Annotated in this window: 18 protein-coding genes; 13 read left to right on the plus strand and 5 right to left on the minus strand. The window is 48.3% G+C overall.

Features of this window, described 5'->3' with window-relative positions; genetic code table 11:
- Positions 1-11 precede the first annotated feature (11 nt).
- The gene (locus HFD87_RS20670) at positions 12-809 is read left to right on the plus strand and encodes a thioredoxin domain-containing protein (protein ID WP_167423874.1); all 798 of its coding nucleotides are present in this window, start codon (positions 12-14) and stop codon (positions 807-809) included.
- 691 nt (positions 810-1,500) lie between these two features.
- The gene (gene repA, locus HFD87_RS20675; RefSeq protein WP_061704448.1) at positions 1,501-2,436 is read left to right on the plus strand and encodes a plasmid replication initiator RepA; all 936 of its coding nucleotides are present in this window, start codon (positions 1,501-1,503) and stop codon (positions 2,434-2,436) included.
- Between the two features lie 1,480 nt (positions 2,437-3,916).
- On the opposite strand, the gene HFD87_RS20680 is transcribed toward repA, so the two are convergent.
- Together HFD87_RS20680 and HFD87_RS20685 are read right to left on the minus strand one after the other, a co-directional pair.
- On the minus strand, positions 3,917-4,864 hold the full coding sequence (locus HFD87_RS20680; protein WP_167423875.1) for a HEPN domain-containing protein: 948 nt from the start codon (positions 4,862-4,864) through the stop codon (positions 3,917-3,919).
- The gene (locus HFD87_RS20685) at positions 4,865-5,935 is read right to left on the minus strand and encodes a DUF262 domain-containing protein (protein ID WP_207712413.1); all 1,071 of its coding nucleotides are present in this window, start codon (positions 5,933-5,935) and stop codon (positions 4,865-4,867) included. It abuts the gene before it with no gap.
- A gap of 283 nt (positions 5,936-6,218) precedes the next feature.
- Here HFD87_RS20685 and HFD87_RS20690 point away from each other — a divergent pair, with 283 nt between their 5' ends.
- Positions 6,219-6,461, plus strand: coding sequence for a DNA polymerase III subunit theta (locus tag HFD87_RS20690; RefSeq protein WP_167423876.1), 243 nt, complete (start codon positions 6,219-6,221; stop codon positions 6,459-6,461).
- Positions 6,462-6,524: 63 nt separating this feature from the next.
- Here HFD87_RS20690 and HFD87_RS20695 read toward each other — a convergent pair whose 3' ends face one another.
- Both HFD87_RS20695 and HFD87_RS20700 read right to left on the minus strand, forming a co-directional pair.
- Complete coding sequence (locus HFD87_RS20695) at positions 6,525-7,400, minus strand: RepB family plasmid replication initiator protein (RefSeq protein ID WP_243207494.1); 876 nt, start codon at positions 7,398-7,400, stop codon at positions 6,525-6,527.
- Between the two features lie 323 nt (positions 7,401-7,723).
- Entirely contained in the window at positions 7,724-7,972 is a 249-nt protein-coding gene (locus HFD87_RS20700; RefSeq protein WP_371742464.1) for an Hha/YmoA family nucleoid-associated regulatory protein, read from the minus strand.
- A gap of 126 nt (positions 7,973-8,098) precedes the next feature.
- Between HFD87_RS20700 and HFD87_RS20705 the strand changes: the two genes are divergently transcribed.
- The 6 genes from HFD87_RS20705 (at position 8,099) to HFD87_RS20730 (ending at position 15,335) form a co-directional block, all read left to right on the plus strand.
- Positions 8,099-8,611, plus strand: coding sequence for a phospholipase D family protein (locus HFD87_RS20705; RefSeq protein ID WP_167423878.1), 513 nt, complete (start codon positions 8,099-8,101; stop codon positions 8,609-8,611).
- Positions 8,612-8,648: 37 nt separating this feature from the next.
- Positions 8,649-9,953 carry a DUF1173 family protein gene (locus HFD87_RS20710; protein WP_167423879.1) on the plus strand — a complete coding sequence of 435 codons (1,305 nt, stop codon included), beginning with the start codon at positions 8,649-8,651 and terminating at the stop codon, positions 9,951-9,953.
- Positions 9,954-10,100: 147 nt separating this feature from the next.
- The gene (locus HFD87_RS20715; protein WP_167423905.1) at positions 10,101-10,559 is read left to right on the plus strand and encodes an STM2901 family protein; all 459 of its coding nucleotides are present in this window, start codon (positions 10,101-10,103) and stop codon (positions 10,557-10,559) included.
- On the plus strand, positions 10,553-10,846 hold the full coding sequence (locus HFD87_RS20720; protein WP_167423880.1) for a DUF1493 family protein: 294 nt from the start codon (positions 10,553-10,555) through the stop codon (positions 10,844-10,846). Before HFD87_RS20715 ends, HFD87_RS20720 begins: the two co-directional genes overlap by 7 nt.
- Positions 10,847-10,998: 152 nt before the next feature.
- A complete protein-coding gene (locus HFD87_RS20725) occupies positions 10,999-14,118 on the plus strand; it encodes an MFS transporter (protein ID WP_167423881.1) in 3,120 nt (1,039 codons plus the stop codon).
- 137 nt (positions 14,119-14,255) lie between these two features.
- A complete protein-coding gene (locus tag HFD87_RS20730) occupies positions 14,256-15,335 on the plus strand; it encodes a PIN domain-containing protein (protein WP_167423882.1) in 1,080 nt (359 codons plus the stop codon).
- A gap of 87 nt (positions 15,336-15,422) precedes the next feature.
- Here HFD87_RS20730 and HFD87_RS20735 read toward each other — a convergent pair whose 3' ends face one another.
- A complete protein-coding gene (locus HFD87_RS20735; RefSeq protein WP_167423883.1) occupies positions 15,423-16,277 on the minus strand; it encodes a hypothetical protein in 855 nt (284 codons plus the stop codon).
- Positions 16,278-16,832: 555 nt separating this feature from the next.
- On the opposite strand from HFD87_RS20735, the gene HFD87_RS20740 reads away from it, so the two are divergent.
- The 4 genes from HFD87_RS20740 (at position 16,833) to HFD87_RS20755 (ending at position 19,734) form a co-directional block, all read left to right on the plus strand.
- A complete protein-coding gene (locus HFD87_RS20740; RefSeq protein ID WP_167423884.1) occupies positions 16,833-17,768 on the plus strand; it encodes a hypothetical protein in 936 nt (311 codons plus the stop codon).
- A gap of 83 nt (positions 17,769-17,851) precedes the next feature.
- Complete coding sequence (locus HFD87_RS20745; protein ID WP_167423885.1) at positions 17,852-18,301, plus strand: hypothetical protein; 450 nt, start codon at positions 17,852-17,854, stop codon at positions 18,299-18,301.
- Between the two features lie 97 nt (positions 18,302-18,398).
- Positions 18,399-18,947, plus strand: a complete 549-nt coding sequence (locus HFD87_RS20750) for a hypothetical protein (protein WP_167423886.1) — start codon at positions 18,399-18,401, stop codon at positions 18,945-18,947.
- Positions 18,940-19,734 carry a site-specific integrase gene (locus HFD87_RS20755; RefSeq protein ID WP_052272223.1) on the plus strand — a complete coding sequence of 265 codons (795 nt, stop codon included), beginning with the start codon at positions 18,940-18,942 and terminating at the stop codon, positions 19,732-19,734. The genes HFD87_RS20750 and HFD87_RS20755 overlap by 8 nt, the downstream gene beginning before the upstream one ends.
- The last annotated feature ends 258 nt before the right edge of the window (positions 19,735-19,992 follow it).

The raw sequence follows: 19,992 nt of genomic DNA on the forward strand, positions 1-19,992 counted from the left end.
TGAGATAAATCATGAAACAGACCCTTAAGATGGCCACCTTTGCGCTGGCCATGAGCACCTCGTTGTTTTCAGTACAGTCCGGCGCGACCGGCGCGGAAACTTTTAGCCCCGAACAACAGGCCCGCATCGGCGAAATTGCGGCGGACTATCTGGTCGCGCACCCGGACGTGCTCATAGAGGTGAGCAAAAAGCTACAGGCGCGGCAACAGGCAATGCAGCAGCAAACTTACGTGCAGTCAGCGCTGAAAACACACCGGCTGCTGATGCAGCTTGATGGCGTTCCCGTGAAAGGGCCGGCTGACTCAAAGGTTATCGTGACTGAGTTCTTTGACTATGAATGTATCGCCTGCAGCATGATGGCGCCGGTGATGGAAAAGGTGATGGCTGCAAATGCCGACGTGCGCTTTGCATTACGGGACTGGACCATTTTTGCCGCCCGTTATCCGGAATCAGAGCAGGCATCACGCCGCGGCCTTAGCATTTACAGGAAACACGGCGCAGACACGTATATGGCGTTTCACAACGGCATTTACCAGACAGGGCATAACGAAGGGAAACTGACGGCAGAAGATATTGAGAAAGCCGCTGTTGCTGCCAGTGCAGGTAACGCTTCAGAGGATAGTAATGCTGCCTCCGACCAGATTATTGAGAACAATGCTGACCTGGCTGAGATGCTGGGCCTTACGGGGACGCCGGGCATTATCGTGATGCCTGCTGAGAACGCCACACCGGATAACACCACGGTTATCCCGGGCGTGGTCAGCGAACAGGTTATGCAGCAGGCCATCGCCAGGGCAGCGAAGGGATAAAACCCTGGTCCGGGTGAAAAAGAACCAGTCAGCAACTGCCAGTCTGTCAAAAACTCTACCCCATGACGGCCACGCCACTCAGGCTGTTCGTTCCTCGCGATGCTGCGGTACGCCTCAGCCTGACCGCCCTGCCCATCGTATTATTAAGTGAAAGTTCATGATTGCGGCACAGCCTGCTACTGAAAATCAGGAAATACCTCTCCCAGATATTCCTCCGGGTTACACCGTCCCGCCAGACGCGTAATTTGGATTAAGTCAGGCCGCAGATGCGAAGACGTTCAAAATAAAGTTTATTAGTGAACTTTTTTTATCCATACGATTCGAGCTATGCGCAAACTGTGCTGGATTTAAACGGGTGAGATGGGTATTCTTTTCAGAATTCGCCGGGCGGCGATCCTTTTTAGATCCTTATCGAATACTGTGGTGGTTGACGATGAGGATTTGCAGTAAACCTGTGGCCGGTCATGCGCGGCACGGAAATAAATTAACCGGATAGGACGTATCCGTTAAAACGTCCAGGGTATAGAGTCTACGGTTTACCGTACTCTGAATGCAAAAACCCCCCGAATCTGAGATCAACTTGGCGGAAGAATCAGAATCAGGGGGTCCAAAAGCAGGCGCAGCGCCTGTAAAGGATTATAACGCATGCTATTCATAAGACAACCCCTGCCCGCCATAAGTTTGGGACAGGGTGAATGACCGCATTTTAATCGGGATAAACAGCCCGACTTCAGAAAATGACAGACGTCGCCGCGGCGATCATGATGTCACCTGCAAATGCCCTGAACCCCGGTGGTTCGCGCCTGATGACTATCGCCCGCTTCCGGGTGAGTTTGGCCACGCCATGCGTCGTCTGGTCGTCAAAGAGAAGAGCAGCGGTAAATGGAAGCTGCGTTTCCGGCCGTCACTTCATCCTTACTTCACGCAGTACCGTAAAGCTGCAGGTCGCGATCGGCATTTCCGTCCGGAACGGCGTGCGCTTATTGATGCATTATTCCCTCTGCTTGTTCAGCGTGCCGACATGGCCACCTGGGTTGTGACCGCCAATGTTAACCGGCTGGCCAGTGAACTCAGCCCGAAAGACAGTGAAGGCAATGTCATCCCCGAAACCCGGGTAGAACCCTGCCGGCTGTCGCGTCTGTTTCCGGAGCTGGCCCGATTTGGTCTTATCGAAATGCCTGATCTGGAATGGGACCCGATTGAACAGTACTGGATGCCCCGGCATATCATTCTCACGGAACGTTTCTGGCAGCTGTGCGGCGTTAACATGGATAAGCTGCTTCTGCAGCGAAATCAGCGCATCGAGGCTGAAGAGGAAGGTATTCTCGAACCCGGTACGCGTGACTCCGTCAGGGCCGCCCGTCGGCGCTGGTATGAAAAAGCCCGTATAGCGACGCTGCTGAGTCGGCGCGAGAAGGCAGTGCGGGGGAAAAGGCGCAATAAGCTGGGCAAGCTCCCCCTCGATGAACGGCGCAGTACGATGGCCAGCTGGCTCATTCGCACACGGCCGAACCACGAACTGATCAATCTCGACGCAGACAGTTTTGATCGCCTGGTGTGGCAGCATCTTAACCAGCTGGAGCTGGGCCTCGGCTACGAGCCTGCACCTCCCGACGTCGTTCACTGACGTTTCCCGCACGATTTTAACCGCCTTGACTGGCGGTAAAGTCGTTTGTGCCGCGTAACTGACGCTCTGTTTTTCTCCCCGCAGCCGCGCCATTCCGACCCCGCAACTGACATAAATACAGCTTTTCGGGGGCTGTCTTTTTTTACTCACAGTTACCCGCAATTGGAAAATTGACCTTACCTGCAAGTGAGTCTGAGGTTACCCGCAAGACATTCCTGACCTTCGGTCAGTAAAAAAATAATCAAAAAGAAAATAAGGTTTTCAGTCCGACCGTTCAGAGGATAAATAATGAGGCCTTCGCTTGCAGCGGCCGCAGGCGTCCGCGCCGCTCAGAATCTGGAGTAGCTCCCGCCTTCGGCGGGCATGGCAGAGACTAATAGTTACAACACTCATAAAGACTTCATAAAACTGCATCCGAGCAGACCTGAAACCCCGAGCCCGTCCCATCCAGAACCCGAGCCGTCCTGAAACTCCGAGTGCCCATTGACAGGCCGCCCCCGCCCCGGCCCGAAGGGCCGGAACAGGAGTGGCTGTAATGGATGGTGTAACTAATCCTCTAAGTTTTACTGTCCATAGTGAACAGTAAAACTAAGACCCCGGAAATCTCGCCCTGTACGTCGCTCTGCGCCGTACAGCCCGCTCACCGGGGCTTCGGGTTAGATAAACGTTATCGTCGCTTTGAGGCCGTCTGGCTTAGCAGGAAGGGGTTGGTTAGCGCAATATATCAGGCCGTAACCGGCTGCGCCGGGCGTACGGCGCCATCAGACCACTGTACCCTGTTCTGACATCGCCTGGCGCCTCCATGCCGCTAAGCGGCATTCAGGGCCTAGCTGCACATTACTCGCCATTTTGTCCGCTTTAAGAAAGAAGAGATTGGCCAGCCTGAGTGTCTGCTATGTGCCCAGGGTGTGTGAAAACTCTGACCTAGAACTGAAGTGCGCGCATCTACGCAAAATCTGGAGTTAATCGACAGGTTAGCCTGAGCCAAATTTTACGTGTGAGCGTTGTTTTCAACCCTGCTTTACGCAGATTAAGCGACCAAAACAGTTTTCACACAGCCTGGGCACAAAACTGACCGTTGCACAATTTTCGGCTTCAAGTAGTGGGAGGTGCTCATACCACTTCCTCTAAGCTGGACGGCAGCGTGCAAAGCTCGACTTTGTGCGCTGTCGTTAGCAGGCAAGCCGCTTTGGCGGTGCGGCAGAATCAAATCCAGTTCTGAAAATGTAGCCGACTTGAACTCCCGGCCAGAAGCAGTCATTGGCTGAAGGCTGCCCCCGCCCCCCGACCGCAGTTTATAACTACGCCAGCAGTCAGCTCTTGGCATGGTTTTCCCTCGACTCCCGCTCCTACTTGAGCTGAGAGCCAAACATGTGCAAATAGTCCCGAGCAAAGTCAGAAGCGGCTTCATCGCCGACCTCAAATAATGAGCGAAGGTCGAACAGCAGAAGCTGCCAGCTTTAAATTGCAATTGCGAATATTACCAACATGTCCAATTGCGGGGCGTCGAGGAGTTATCTAACACAACCACTTGAATTTTTTTGGAGCTGGCAAAACTATTGGCAAAAGTCAACGCGCTAGAAATATCTGGAAAGTTTCGGATAGACCGTTTTATCAATGGCGCAGGCGGAGCTAGTTGTTCCTTACGAACCGCGAAATGACCCGGCGTTGTGGACCTCGGTAACACGAATACTAAACTTACATCTGTGTGCTTCATCCCGGGACGATTGTCCTTATTAGGACCGAGCTTGCTATTAGTTAGCTGCTGCGCATGGGAAAGCAATAAGTCAAATCCTATACAAATTGCCAGTGCGGAACGTAACGAACCTTCCAGCTCTGGGTGCAAGACATTAGCGGTAAGGGCATGTGCTGAATTGTGTCTGCGCTCCTTGATCGTAACGAACTCAGTTTTGCAGTCGAGTGTTCCAACGCCAAGACGTCTGCTAAGTGCTGTAATTTGTAGCCAAGGTTGATCAATACCGAAAGCTTTCAAAATTTCCGAAATGTCGTCCTCTGTAAGATTTGAAGCTGCCTGTCCAAACGAGTGCTCTGAAAGCTGAAAGAGATTTACCGTCGCTGACGAAACCGGAGTGAGAGCCCCAACGAGCCAGCTGATCTTATCTTGTGGTAACTGCAACTTCAGCCGGAAACGGATGCCCTCCAGCGCCCCGATCGTTACCGCCTTTTGCAAAGCAGGAAGTAAATCAGAAAACGTTAGCTGAGGATTGGAAAAGGAGCTAAGTAACTCTGCGGTACGCTCTCTAATGAAGGACTCCATGGTAGCAAAAACCAATACGGCTAACCCTTGGCGTAGCATGCTCGCTCTTTGGTTGTGCTCTACCTTTAAAGCCGTGTCAATGAGTGCGCTGTGCTTAACGCAATCTTCTAGAACTTGCAATGTAGCGAGTAGTGAATCCTTGGCACTCATTTAGCGCACATTCTTCAAAATATTTTTAACCTCAGCAATACGATAACGTATTTTGCTAGGCGTGTTGGTAGATACTCGGATCGCGTCGACGAAGCGCTCATCTGTGAAAAGTTTTAGAGTCTCCTTTCGTACAGTCGCTACCTTATGTGTTAGCTCATCATACCTAGCGTCATCTAATTCAGAAGCACTTATCATCTGCGCGTCAAACATTGCCGACATGAATTGGTCGCGATATGCAGAGCCTTGATAACGTTTAAATGCGTCGACCCCCCATAGAGTCTCGCAGCGAGCAAGAGCTGTTTCAAACTTCTTTTTGGCTGTCACAACTTTTTGTTTATTGATACCGCAATTAGCAGCTGCAAACGTATCGAGAGACTGTCGCATGTTGCCGTCAAAGTTTTCCCAATTCGAACTAAGACTAAAGAAGCGCAGCACCACTTCTACATCTTGCATCTCTTTATAGGACGTTTCTGTCTTTTTTACAATTTTAAGTTGTTGAAGTAAAAACGGAGTTTCGCCGAGCTCGAATAGCAAGTCATTGAATGGCCCTCGGTATAAAGCATTGCGGATCTCTTGAGGCAGGAGCGGTTCACCACCTGTATTCAGTCGCGTGAAAACTTCGTATTTTAGCTCAGGATCAGTCTGCTTCAGTAGTGTAACAACACGCAAATATGGACGGATTTTAAGGGCATTCGCAAGCTCTGGCGGCAACCCCGAAAATTTTAACCCGTCGACTTCTGGAAACTTTTTAAGACCGTTTAGAGCGAACTGATCAAAGAGAAATCCATAGATTGTTGTAATTCGTTGCTTACCGTCAATTACTGAATAAGTACCAAAATCATCCTCGGATAAGTAGACAGGTGGAATTGGAACGTTTATCAGAAACGACTCCATCAGCTCCGATTGGGCCTGCGGACTCCATCGCTCCCGCCGTTGATATTTGGGAGAAACGTCTATTGCACCGCTATCCACCATTTGCGCAATCGTCTGCAGCGACAAGTCCGAAGTCTGAAGAACCAGGGCGTTCTGTGACGCTTCGAATTTCTGGACAATTTTTTTTAGGTTCGTCATGAGCTGCCTATGGAAAGATAAAAAAGCTATTGGAGTATAGCATCACAAATTGTCGAAAAAATATATCGCAAGCGTAGAAGTAACTAAGTTCATATCAACCTAACCAAACTAAAAAAGGTAAGCTTAAATATTTTCCTTTCGTGTTAACCTTACTCATCGCATCCCCCTGCCTTTTTGATTAATTCTATATACTTAAGTCGACCGAAAAACATCTAATGTAATCCATTATTACAGGCGTTATTGAGGTATACAAGACGTTATACTCAGCTCAGAAGGAAGCTATATGTCTCACAACTTGGCCAGTAAAGATAAGAGTGAAAGAGAAAGGGTCAGCGTTGACCTTGCAGCTGCTGGCGTAGCTTACAAAGAACGGCTTAACATGCCGGTGATCCCGCATGAGGTCGAAATTCATCAGCCGACTGCACTGCGTGAATATTTTCGTGAAAGAGTTGTTCATTACCGGCAGCAGTCACAGCAACTGCCTAAAGGCACTGATGCTGTTTATCAAAAAGAAGCCAAAGAGTAGTGCTGAGATCCACTATGACGGGTGTCAGCCCTGCATTTCGGATTATCCACTGTACCGGGGGATTCAGAGTTTGTTATTGCGTTTGAGGATATTGAGCACATAGTCGCTCCCCTCTTTATCAACGGAATATTCGAGAAAACCGATATCTTTCAGCTGCTGAAGAGCCTTCTTCACAGTGGCATTCTGATTGCCCAGGTGTGATGTCAGCTGAAGCCGCTCACGCAGCCGGTCAAAACCAATCCGATAAAAGGTTGGAGGTAACTCAGCCAAGTAGAGATAGAGTGCCTGCGCAGACTCCTTACGGGAAAGCTTCTGGAGTGCTTTAAGATACAACCTGGTTTTACCATCTACCCGGTACAGTGTATTGAGCTTAGAGTTAGGCTTGATGATGATTTTGCCTGTGTGGCTGTCGTAATAAGTCGATTCAACCAGGTGCATGTTAATGGTGATACGATCGTCTGTACCGGGTACGCTCTTTACGAAGCTTATGTTAGTCCGGGCAATTCGGGTAAGAGAAGCATCAAACCTGTCCTTCAGCTGCCTGTCGATGCGCTTTGTTTCGAAACCGCAGTACTTTGCGAAGTCAGCAAAGTTGAGTTCCAGCTGATCGTCGTTATCGAGCTTTTTATTCGATAACGCATAAATAATACCTACCCAGACCTTGAAATCGGTATCCATGTCGAGACGCGGGCCGTAAATCTGAATCTGGTTATAACCCTCACCCTCTACAATGGACAGTCGTGACAGTGACTCTGTTGCGTCGATACTATGACTTTTTCTGCCGCCCTTATCCGTTGATTTCAGCGTGGGCACAAACACCCCCAGTCGCAGCAGAACTTTAGGTTGTATTGTCTGACGGAGAGTGGGAAGAAGGTGAATAACTTCACCTGATTCTTTGGATGTTTCCTCGATAAAGAGCGATAACTTATTGTTTTCCATTAACAATTCCAAATATCAAAGTGAGTGTATAAGAATGGTATAGTACCCGGTGCAGTGGATCAAATCTACCCGCTATAGTGTAGTTTGGACCCTGTATAGTGGATAACTTACCCTTCACAGTGGATGGACTTACCCGGTGCAGTGTATTGAATCAGGCTGAAATCGTTGCTATCAAAGGTATCAGAGCGATCTTATTCCTTATTGATCTACTATTGATCCTCTAATGATCCTTTTATTTAGGCTATCCAGTGGATAAATTGGATGGTAAGAACCTCTGTCGAGTCCTCAAGTGAAGTGCCAACAAGCTAATCCAAAGCACATATCTATTTAACAAACCTCCATACATACATAGGTACACGATCAAAAAGTTTACCTGCTGCAAACTCAGCTTTTCGATGATCATAAGCCTGTGTCATGGAAAATCCTTCTTCGTCGGGAATTTTGTAGCTTAGATTCTCATAAACAGTCTCGAGGGTTTCAAGCGTATGGCAACGCCTGAACTTCATTAGCCAGTCTGTTTTAGTCATATCATTCCAGTTATTTTTTGAATTAAGTGAATTTTTAATTTCCATTTTTTGTTATCCGATTGATTAACTATTTACTTTTTATGAGTGATGCAAAAAAATGACAACACTTCATAGTGTAGAGTTATTATAATCAATATAAATTATGGTTATCTCTATAAAAGGTTACAAACTTTGAAAAAATGCTGTCTGTTTCTTTTTGTTTTACCTTTTTTTTCTCAGGCTGATTCTGAGATCAGTGTTGGATTTTCACCAGAGGGGACAGCCCAGGCTTTGATCCTCAGTTTCATCCACTCAGTTGCCGGTTCTGCCGACGTAGCCGCCTACGACTTTACCAGCGTTCCCATTGCTGAATCGCTCAGTCAGCTGGCACGAAGTGGCGTGCCCGTAAGGATCGTTGCAGATGAAAAGAAAAGCCATGACCGCTGGTCACTGGTTAACAAACTGGCCTGTTCGGGTGTTCAGGTAAGAACAGATGCACAGTACAGCATTATGCATAACAAGTTTATTGTGACAGGTAACAATGGCGTGCAGACGGGATCATTTAATTACACCTCATCTGCAGAGAAACGTAATGCCGAGAATGCGCTGGTTATAAGAGACAATCCAAAACTGGTTCAGCAATATCAGAATGAATTTAACCGCCTCTGGACCGAGTCATCGCCCGTACAGTGCAACTATTCATGATCGACAGGCGAAATATAATCTGCTGAGCGGACTGTATATGAAAAAGAAAAAAGTTTATCCGGTTCACTTCACTGGTCAGCGGGGCCAGCAGGAGGCGTCTGAGGCTTTCCAGCAGAATGAAACATCCACCTGGCAGCGCTGGCTCAAACACTCCCGGGATAATAAAAAAACTACAGTGGTGACCTGCAGATGTCTGCCGGCAGAAAACGATCCTGTCAGGAGACGGCTGAAGGTTCACTACTCCCGGGATACCGAACGCTGCTGGCTATCTTCATACGCGTTTACGGGTAATGAGCATAAACCTGACTGCCGGTTTTATTCAGTGTGGTCTGATGAACGTCAGGCAGAGATTTATCAGGGAGAAGCGGTCCGTGCTGCAGCGGATGGCACCATTGTGGTCAGACTGCCCACGGGCCTCCAGAAAAAGGCACCTTCTGATGTAAAACCGGCTCAAAACGTCTCTGATGACGAACCGGTCAAACGAAAACGACGGCCATCGATGAGCCTGCTGGGGCTTCTGCACCTGTTGTGGGAGCAGTCTGGTATTAATGTCTGGCACCCCGCTTTCGATAAAAAGAAACGTACCCCTGGCTGGGTGAGCTGGCACCTGCAGCAGACTGCGGCCCGGATTCGTATTGGTCGCGTGCCACTGGAAGAATCCCTCCTGCTCATGGCCCTGAAAGGTACTCAGCAGGTTATTGCCAACCGGGAGCATCTGAGAGCAGCCGAAAAAAGCAAAAGGCGACTCATTGTGGTTTCCATACTGGCTGGCTGGAGTGAAGCCGGTGAAGCACGGCTCCAGGCAATACTGCCGCTGGGGCTGTTTTCTGGCTTTCCTGATCTGGTTATGCCTGAAGACGTTCGTCACCGCCTGGAGCGAAGCTTTAGCCGCGAGCTTAGCGACTGGCGCAGAGGAATGAAAGTGATGGTTATCGCTGAAACTGAGCCGCCTGAAACATCGTTCAGACACATAGACGGGCGCAACCGACCGTCCAGCTGCGGTACCGTGATCGATGTGGCACTGATGACGGTCAGCCCACGCTTTATTCCGCTGGATTCCGGCTATGAGTGTGCTGTGGAAGAAAAACTGTGGCAGGAAAAACGGGCTTTTATCAAGCCTCTGCGCTACGACGGTGAGGAAGATGTGTTTCCGGATTTTGTGCTCAAAGACGTTCCTGGCGTGGATGCGCTGCCGATGGAAGTGTTCGGCATGAACTCACCAGACTACCTGCAGCGCAAGCAGGTAAAAACCTCTCACTATGAGGCGGAATATGGGCCCGGGCGTTGGTGGTACTGGAATGCTGCTGCGAAGACAGACATGCCTGCATTTCCCTGCGTCTGACACAGGTGTCTTTTAACTGCAGGGAGATATGGCTGAAGTAACGTATCTGTTTATCCTGTGCCTGACAGGTTGTCAGGCCTGAACGCGGAAGGTATTGTTTAAGAAGCGTCAGGACGATAAATGAAGCTGAACCTGCAGGAGCTGGCAGTGGACACGACGGAAGAACTCAATAACACCTATTTCTACGCAGGCAGACCCAACCTCACCGCTGGCGAGCTCTTTTTCATGATCTTCTGTGAAGAAGTCGCCGAACAGCTGGGGATTGATGACTTCGGCGCGATCGTTGCCATCCTGTCCGGACGTAATGTCCTGACTACCCGCGCTAAACCGCGCGATGCTCTGAAGGGAACCTCATATGCCTCACGGGCTGCACGCAAAGTATTTCCTAAAGCCAAATTTCCCTTCGGCATAAAGCTCCCCACCATCGTAGGGGGATACCCGCCCCGGACCGCGCGTATTCTTTTTACGCATAAGCTAAGCACCTTTGTCGGACGGGCGATACCCGTCGTGGGCTGGGTGATTCTGGCCAGAGACGTTGCCGATATCAGTTTCAATTCGGTCAGACTGTACAATTCCATCGCCCGTGGGGAGGATAAGATATGGTAGATGACATCCAGGCACGCGTAATGGCACTCATTGAGCCGTGGAACGGCCGCTCCCTGCTTACGTTCCGGAAAAAAACACTCACACCAGAGATGTCGCTCAATCTGGACATGAAGCTGGACCCGGAGGATGCTGCGGAATGCCTTCAGAATGTCTTCGATGCGTTTAGAATGGATTCTGACGAGGTGACTTTCAGCCTCTACTATCCAGAAAACCCGCGCGAGGCCATCCCTCTGACTATCGGGATGCTGATTCAGTCAGCCCGTGCCGGGCAATGGCGCTATGACTGATACATAAGACGGCAGAGTCAGTTATCCGCGTTAAGAATACCGTCACACAGTGAAACAACACGTATAAAAGATATGCTGCTGATAAGGAGTAAGTAGCAGCTATTTCTTCATTTATTATTTCGGTATCAAACTTCATTAAGAAAGGTATTTTTATGATTGGAAGGATTCTGAATACAACGACTTCACTGGCTGAAAGGTTTGTCAGAAGCAGAGTGGTCAAAACACCTTCTTATAAGGAAATAAAATGGAGCATTCCTGAAAGGTGCATCCTAACAGCTGCTACGTATCCGGTTCTGTCCGTTGTGATAATTTTCGCTGCTGCATTTATTTTTTTATATGCAGGGTTAGCATTAGAATTACCAATAAAAAAATATGTTTCCCAGTACTTTCCTTACCGCCACAGCATTACTGAATGGCAGACAACTATCTTAAGCGGTCAGCTGACCATAATTGGTATCGTTTATCCGCTAGTTGTCGGGCTGGTAAGCGTAGTATTTCAGAGGAAAGCAGACAGGAAAATAGCTCAGAAAGCCTATCAGCACTATTCAGGATTTATGCTCGCGGGGCTGAGCGGCCTTTTTCTGTCAGGCTTTATTCTTCTCGGTGTTATTATAAAAATGGTTTCTGGCGATTATGCCTATGGGCTGGTCTGTCTGATAAGTCTGACCTGGCTATTCATCAACATTGTATTATCAATATGGTTTTTTATTGTCAGTCTGGAAATGCTGGATGACACTAAGCGACAACATGTCCTTAAACGATATATATCTCTTGTAATAGTGGAACCTTACGTAATAGAAAAAATGTCAGAGCGACTCAGGGCTTATCCTGTTTATCCAGCTAGAGGGTTTTCTAACCTTAATGTTCTTCAGGTAGACCACTCTGATCAATACATCTGGGTTACGAGTGCGCATCCGCGTCTGGAACAGTTAAACGTTTTTCACCGGCCATTTACATTTTTACTTGGTCGGATTAACAGGAACCTGATAAAAAGTGGTGTTCAGGGTTCACTTATCATAGGGGACGGCGGGATGGCTCCTGAACGGAGCGAAGGAAAAGTGCTGTTTGGGTTAAGGAATATCAGTGAAAAAAGCATACCAGCCAGAGCATTAAAGCTTTGTTTCTTCAAAACGACAGACAGACGGGAATCTGACAGTGTTAGCCTGACCTTAGAGGCCATGACAGCAGATACCTATCTTTCGCTTTTACAGGGTGATGTAAAAGGGTTTGAAGACGCAATGCTTATATTGCATGATGATTTTTCCACGTTGTGTAATATTTTTAGTTTTGCTGATGATGGCAAAGTGAATAATTTTCTTTTATTGAAAATTGGTTTTCTTGAGCGTAGCTTGCAGAACTCGTTTTCAGGCGAAGCATATAAAATATCCAATATTTCTATTGAGAAGATAGCTGAGTCAGAAAGATTTTTTGAATTATGTCTGTGGGCTAATGTCCGCCTTTTTAATAGTCGCGGATATATGAGTTCAGAAGAGCTGGACATATCTATGGAAATTGTCCGTTCACACTGGTCAGTATTAACTGGCTGGTGCATTAATAACTATCCATTGTCAACAGCAACACTACGGTCACGTTATGACCGTTTAACGAGGACGTTCGCAACTGTATGGGAGAGTTATCAAGACAAAGTCAGACATCGGTTCGCTGATTCAGAAAATGCTGCCCTGTATGAACACTTTTGTTCTAAGCAACTTCAGGATCTCCCCGCAATGGTCCTTGATGCGATGCAAACACGCGATCCAGTTACTGCTGACGCGGCAGTTGACCTGCTTAACCGCTGGCAGCACTCTATGAAAATTGAAAGTCACGCCCCTGAAAATTACCGTTATGACGGGTTGTTGTTTAGTCCGGGAATATTCAAAGAAAGAAAGCTTAACAGTGTTACGGACAGCATGTGGTTTAACACTGCAATGATGAACGGACTGACTGATATGCGTATCTGCGTAAGCCTTTATCTGACATCCCGTATGAACGGACCTGATGAATTCATAACACATTATGTCAGGCTGCTGTTGAATGGAAGCCTGACCGATCATACGGGTGGCTTTGAGACATTGTCAGAGGAAATATCCCATCCAGGACAGCTTTTAACTGCTCTCGTAAGGATTTGTCTATGGACGTGGTCAGAAAGGATGGCATATGACGCATGGCTTAACGGGCTTGCACGCAGGTTAAGTGATTATGACAAACCGGATATGGTTTCCGGTCGCATTTATGGAGGGGTTTACGACAGTGGATTCACTGAAATGACCAGTCCCTGGGTGCAGTTGTTATTAACGGTGTCGGCAGAAAAAAGCGGCAATGTTCAGTACTTAGAACAAGCCATTGCTGAGGATTATATATCCTACCGAGAAAAACAAAGGCTGATAGGTGTTTTATCACGAATAAAAGACCAGATTGATAAGGAAGAATGTATATACCACTTAAAGGAAAAAGAGTCGGTGAATGCCAGACAGAATCTGTTAACTATTATGGATAGGCTTATTAATGTAATTAAAGTAAATCTGGATCGGAAACTTAGGGACGCGGCCATCGATCCTGACAAACTTGCTATTACTGCAGAAAAAACCACGAACTTTTTAAGTCGACGACTTGAGAGACCACTTCCTCTCTCTTTATTCAGATTGATCCGTCATGTCCAAAGTAATGATGGCTTAACGAAAAGCCAGACCGTTATAAAACTTGAAAAAGAGTCTTATGCTAAAGGCATAGATGCTTTACCCGTTTCCAATGAAGGTGACTTTCAGGCTGAGGCCGTCGCAAGTAATATTCAGATAAGGGTTATTAATCAGCTTTTGCAGACAGTGCCAGTCAGGAATGTCATCATTGATGATTTTATTATGCTGCTGGGTAACATTAAGTCTTCACCGGAATTTGCAGGGAAAAATGTGCTCGTGATGAGTAAGGATATTTACCAGCAGTATAATAATCTGATTTTTGATAGAGCAGATGTCACCGTGGCAATGAAAACAAACAGAGACGGCTCCCGAACGCTGACGACCGAATTTGGCACCTGTAAAATTTACTTCATGCCTTATGTTAATCGCCCGGTTTCACTGGTCGTTGATGATGATTATTTCAGTGCGTTGTTGCTGAGAAAGTACGAATCGGGGAGCTTGGTTGAAGCTGTTGCTGAGAATGTCAGGAGCGATTCTGACCAGTTTGATCTTGTTATAAAATATGAAATAAGTGCCGTCTTTAAGGGAGATGTCTCTTTAAGGATAGAACATCCTAAAAAGGCGGGAAACAATTAATTTTGTCAGCGGTGCCCGACAGTCATCACTGATACACACAAAAGATAATAGTCAGGGTCACAAATTCATATTTGGTTTGTAGCATATATGGATCCGACCTGTCTTTCTTAGCAGCAACCTTTTTTGGAGCATCCCGCATGGAACTGCAGACGCGACTAGTTTTTATCGATACATCAGCTTATGAGGCCAAACGATTTCAGTTTGGACATTATGGTCTTGCGCGCCTCGAAAAAATGGTGGTAGAAAAAAAGATTCATCTTTTAATAACCGATGTCATACGTTCAGAAATTGAAGGACACATCAGAAAGTTCGCCGATGAGGCAGTAAGTGAGCTGAAAAAATTTCAGAAAGCCGCTTCTTTTCTGCGGGTAGCTGAGAAGTCAACTGGCGGCGGGCTTTTTGCCAATGTTGACGCCGAAGGTGTACTCCAGGAGGCTATGACGAAGTTCAGGGCCCTTATGGATAACGGCATAACTGAGCATATTTCTGTATCGATCGTTGATCCAACTAAAATTTTTAATGATTACTTCTCGGGGGTTCCCCCTTTCCACCGCGAGGCAAAGAAATACGAATTTCCGGATGCATTTTCACTGGCTGCAGTGGATAAGGTAGCCCAGGACCGCTTTCATATGGTCTACATTGTCAGTGCTGACGGTGATATGAAGGCAGTGGCCGACAGATATCCCAACTTCATTCACCTGGAAAAACTGGATCAACTGCTGGACCTCGTTAACAGAAATGACCAAGAGCTGGTCGGACTGCCCGATTTTGCAGACAGCGTGCTGAAGCAGGTGATAGAAACCGTTCAGGATAAGGCGAGGGAAATTCTGCTGGAAGGCGAATTCATTCCATATTCTTCCGGAGATAGCGATTATGACGTCAATGAAATCGATATTAGCGGTCTTAAAATTACCGAGGTACAGTTGATTGATGTCAACTCCGACGAGGCAACCTATGATGTGGAGTTCGATGTTGAGCTCCTAGTAACCTATGACTTCATAGACTACTCAGGAGTGAACTGGGACCGGGAAGACCGAGTTATGTATGGGATGCAGGAGAAAAGTTATTCTTTCAAACACCATGAACGGTATGCTGGCACGGTTAAAATCGGCTTCTTTGAAGGGATCAGGTCTAATGCTGAAGTTCTCGATGTAACTTTCGACGACTCTGTTTTTGATCTTAATCTTGATGATGCGGAATATGTCGAAAAGCCATAACTCAGTGTGAGACTCTTTAAAGGCCAAGTTACCGCAGTTAAATAATCAGAGGCTCCAAAAGGGAGCCTTTTTCAATATAGACTTTATTTACGTCATATCTGGCAGGTTTTTAATGATGCTTAAAAGCCTGAGATTATCGAGGTTGGCCATCCCTTCGGTCATTTCACGGTAACGTTCCAGCATGATGTTATAACAGTATGTCATGTCAGATTTGGATAGACTGGACGGTACCCAGATACCGCGATCTGCTTTTCCTTCATTCACCCAGCGCAGCATGGCGAGCATTTCAGCTTTCTGACGCTGGGTTTCAGGAAAACCATCAATTTCAAGAGGAATATTTTTAATGCGACAAAGTGCTTTAACATCCTCAGAAACCTGATCATTGTATGGAGCCGCCTCCCACGTACGAGAATTTTGTGGCCTTTCTAGTGCTTTACGCATCTCTTCAAACATCGAAACCAGATCACACACTTCCTGCAGTTCGTTTATAGCCTCCGTATCAGGTGATTTATTCATCAGCAGTCTGACATCGTCGTTTGCAAGCCCTGGATTGATGCGCTTCAGGCTTTCTTCATTCAGCCCAAAAAACCACAGCATCTGCTTACGATAGGCCTGTGTTATAACATCTATAGCCCGCAGTTCAGAAGGGTGCCACATGTCTTTGCTCAAAGTGGGTTCAATAAAACCGGGCCGACTGACATCAAGATTACGTATCTGATAGTAAAGGTTTAGTCGGCTTACGAGCGGAACATCATCACCAGCTACTTTTTTAAAGCCAGAATTACTCCACTCTGCAATCCCTTTTTCAATAAAGCTCCGCGCAACTTCAGAAATAGGAGGACTAAAAGGCAATGTGCTGCTGATGTGCTGCAGTTGCGCTTTCGTTTCAGCATAAATCCTTAGCTCCATACGCTGCTCGAGCTTGTCATTTTTCTCAGCCATAATTCCCGCCCGTTTAAAACTAGTTGAATATTTTTTCCGTATGCCTACACAATGTCATGCTGTGTTGGTTGGTGTCAATGATTGAGTACAAAAAAGTATGGTGACGTACGCCGCCGTACATAGTGTATATTAATTATGCCCTCTGATTTGTTCTTGATAATCAGATCCGAAAAAAGGCAGAACCGGATCTTGACTGGTCAGTGGCGGCTTTTTGCGCAGGATACTACATATGGTGGCTATGTCAGCTGTTGTAACCACTACATATAGCGTCATAACTCATGGCAGGGCCGCCTGCGCCGGGCTTTTCCCCGCCCCGCCGCCGTGCTACGCTTCCGGTTACTGCCGTATCGGGAAAAAGTCGGATCATACAGACAGGGTGATGCGGTAATTGCGGAATGAAACAGTTTCAGTGGTTAGTAACGCATCATTTCCCATAGTGTGTTCTTATTGACTCATTATGAATACACTGATAATTAATAGCCTTTAATTTGACGCACGCTGTCCTTTACGTTCAGCCTGTTGTCTCTTGCCTGCAAAAAGAAGAAAGGTTGAGTCATGGCGAAAATTCAGGCCCGTAACGTGGACGACGCGCTCTATCAGTGCATCGAGCAGTCAGCAATGAAAAACGAACGCTCGCTGGAAGGCGAAATACGGACTGCCCTGCGGGAGTATTATCAGCCTGTCGTCAGTCAGGAGCCCATGATGTCAGAACGGGAACGCTGGCAGCACGAAACGGGCAAGCGACTCAGGTGGCTGTTTGACCGGCTGATAGAGGACAATTATTTTCGGGATTATGCCGGAGGAAGGACGCTTGATACCTTTGACCTGGTCCGGCTCGGCAGACAGCTTAATACATCCCCCGGGCTCCTGATGGATATCATGGACGGGCTGCAGGAGCTTACGTTTGAGCTTGCGGATGTGATTGCTGAAAAATTTGGCTCCTCCGCTGAATGGTTGCTGGGAGAAAGCGGGCAACCCTTTCCGTTTGTTGACATTGGCTCTGTGGGCTATCGGGAGTTTTTCTTTCCTGCCGAAAGTAAAAGCGATTACACGTTTGAGTTTCTGAGAATATCCGGCGGTATGCACAATGGCACCCTGCTCATATTACGTAAGGATATGCAGACAAAACGGATCACGCCCGGCGTCATCAATGATTTTCATCTGAACAGCGATATGGGGAGCGGCGGATACGGGAATATGAAAAGATTCCTCCTGCTTCTCAAAACAGAAGGTGCCCGGCTGTCCATCAATACTTTTGACTGGACGCCCGAGCACCCGAATTTTGGATTCTCGACTGTCATAGGCCAGCATCATCACGTTTATTTTCAGGACTCGCCTCACCGTTCATCCGCCCGCTGGCTGCAGCAAGTGTTTAACGGTGAAGATCCGGGCGACTGGTTCAGCAACGGATGGTCGTCCGTTCTCAGGGAAATCGGTGAGACGCCCTTCGGCGATGACAGCAAAGTGGCAGGTGGAGTGGTTTCAGAGTGAATTCAGCCGTAATAAGGGATTTGATGTGCGGGTTACTTTGTTCTGGACTGATACCAGCGGCTGGAGCGGCAACGAATGAGGAAATGAGCCGTCTTGATGAGGCCTATCCGCCCGGGAGTGTGGTGATCTGCCGCCAGGATCTGCCAGGAGACGGTATGGTGCCCCTGCCGACCCGGCTGGAGATCCGGGAAACTGTTATCAGCCGGAAGGCTGACCTGACCACAGGACGGGGTGTCGCCACCTGGATAACGCATGGCAGCACCGCACCCGGTCTGACGCTCACGTATATGTTCAAGCAAAGGGAAAACGGGTCGGGTTATTATTCACGAATCGATCCTGCCAATATGGCCGTCTCAATGCCCGCTGTCGGGCCGGAAGGGGAAAAAACCGTTCTTGAGGGTTTTCGCCGGCGTCTGCCTGCAGGTGAAGAATTTGCTCCCTTCAGCCAGACAGAAATTACGGATTTCCCTTCCTATGTGGTCCGGAAACCTGGCGAGCCTGTGAGTTACTGCCATAAGGCAAAGCAGAAATGACCCTGACGCTGCGGTCTCCTTATCCGCACGCCCCCGTTCCGCAGCTGCAGGTTGCGATTACAGACCCGTTACTAGCGATTCAGGATGATCCGACACAATGAACAAAGTGAAAAGGAACGCGCATCGATTCTGCACGGCGGCCATTTTCGCCGGCACGGCTTTCGGTGCCGGGGCCGTTACCCAGGAAGAGGCTCATCGTCTCGATACAGCCTACCCGCCAGGCAGCGTTGTGGTCTGCCGTTCTGATTTACCGGCTGCCGCAAAGTCAGCAGAACATACAACTGTGGTTACCCGGGGAAAAGTACTCGCCCGCCACGATAACCTCACGGATTTCGACACAGAAATCGCGTGGCTTAATGAGGAGACGGGTGCAAAGGCCATGGCCCTGACGTTCCGTTCGAGCGAGCGCGCCGTACCCGCTGGCGTCTATCTTCGGATCGAGCCGGACAGTATGGTCCTGACGGTGCCCGGCGCACCGCCCGAAACCGTGAAAAACGTCCTGAATAGCTTCAGAGTCGCTATGGCGGACGAGGAGCATTATAGCCCTTACTCTGACACCGATATCACGGATTTTCCGTCCTACGTGACACACAAGCCCGGCGAGCCGGCAGCATGGTGCAGTAAGGAGGAGCCCGCTCATGAGTAACGGCAGGGACCTGACGTATCTGCCAGCCGGATATTCTTCACCGGCCACCGCCGCCCTCCCGGTTGCAATTGATTATCCCGCAGCACTCGCGCTGCGCCAGATGGCCGCGCAGCACGATGAATACCCGCAGTACCTGCTGGCTCCGGAGGTCAGCGCGCTGCTTCATTATGTGCCGGATCTGCACCGCAAGATGCTGTTCACTACCCTCTGGAATACCGGCGCGCGTATTAATGAAGCGCTTGCGCTGGCCCGGGGAGATTTCAGCCTGGCGCCGCCCTACCCTTACGTGCAGCTGGCCACGCTCAAGCAACGTGGTGAGAAGGCCGCCCGCGGTCCGGGACGCGCTCCCGCCGGTATTGTGCCGCACCGCCTGGTGCCGCTGTCCGATCCGCAGTATGTAGCCCAGCTGGAGATGATGGTCGCCACGCTGAAAATCCCGCTTGAGCGACGCAACCCGGAGACAGGCCGGATCGAAAAGGTCAGGCTCTGGACGGTGACTGACCGGACGGTGCGCACCTGGCTGAACGAAGCCGTCGCTGCCGCTGCCGATGACGGAGTCACGTTCTCTGTGCCGGTAACGCCACACACATTCCGGCACAGTTACGCCATGCACATGCTCTATGCAGGTATTCCGCTCAAGGCTCTGCAGAGCCTGATGGGACATAAAAGCATGAAATCCACTGAAGTCTACACGAAGGTGTTTGCGCTGGATGTGGCTGCGAGACATCGAGTGCAGTTCCATATGCCCGGAACGGAAGCTGTTGCGATGCTCAAAAATAATATTTGATCTGTTTCAAATGTAACGCCCTCTAAAAATATCTATTATTTATCAGTTTCTTACTTGCATCTCTACAAATTAAGTCGATGGGTGTAATCACATGATTATATAATTTTATAATCATGTGATTTATTGATTTTATAATCACATAATCTTTTTCATTGAGTTTTAAACTCACGTACGTATAGTTACAGGATTACAGGATTACAGGATTACAGGATTACAGGATTACAGGATTACAGGATTACAGGATTACAGGATTACAGG

The organism is Pantoea sp. EKM21T (genome assembly GCF_011800405.1).
In the GTDB taxonomy this organism is placed as follows: Bacteria; Pseudomonadota; Gammaproteobacteria; order Enterobacterales; family Enterobacteriaceae; genus Pantoea; species Pantoea agglomerans.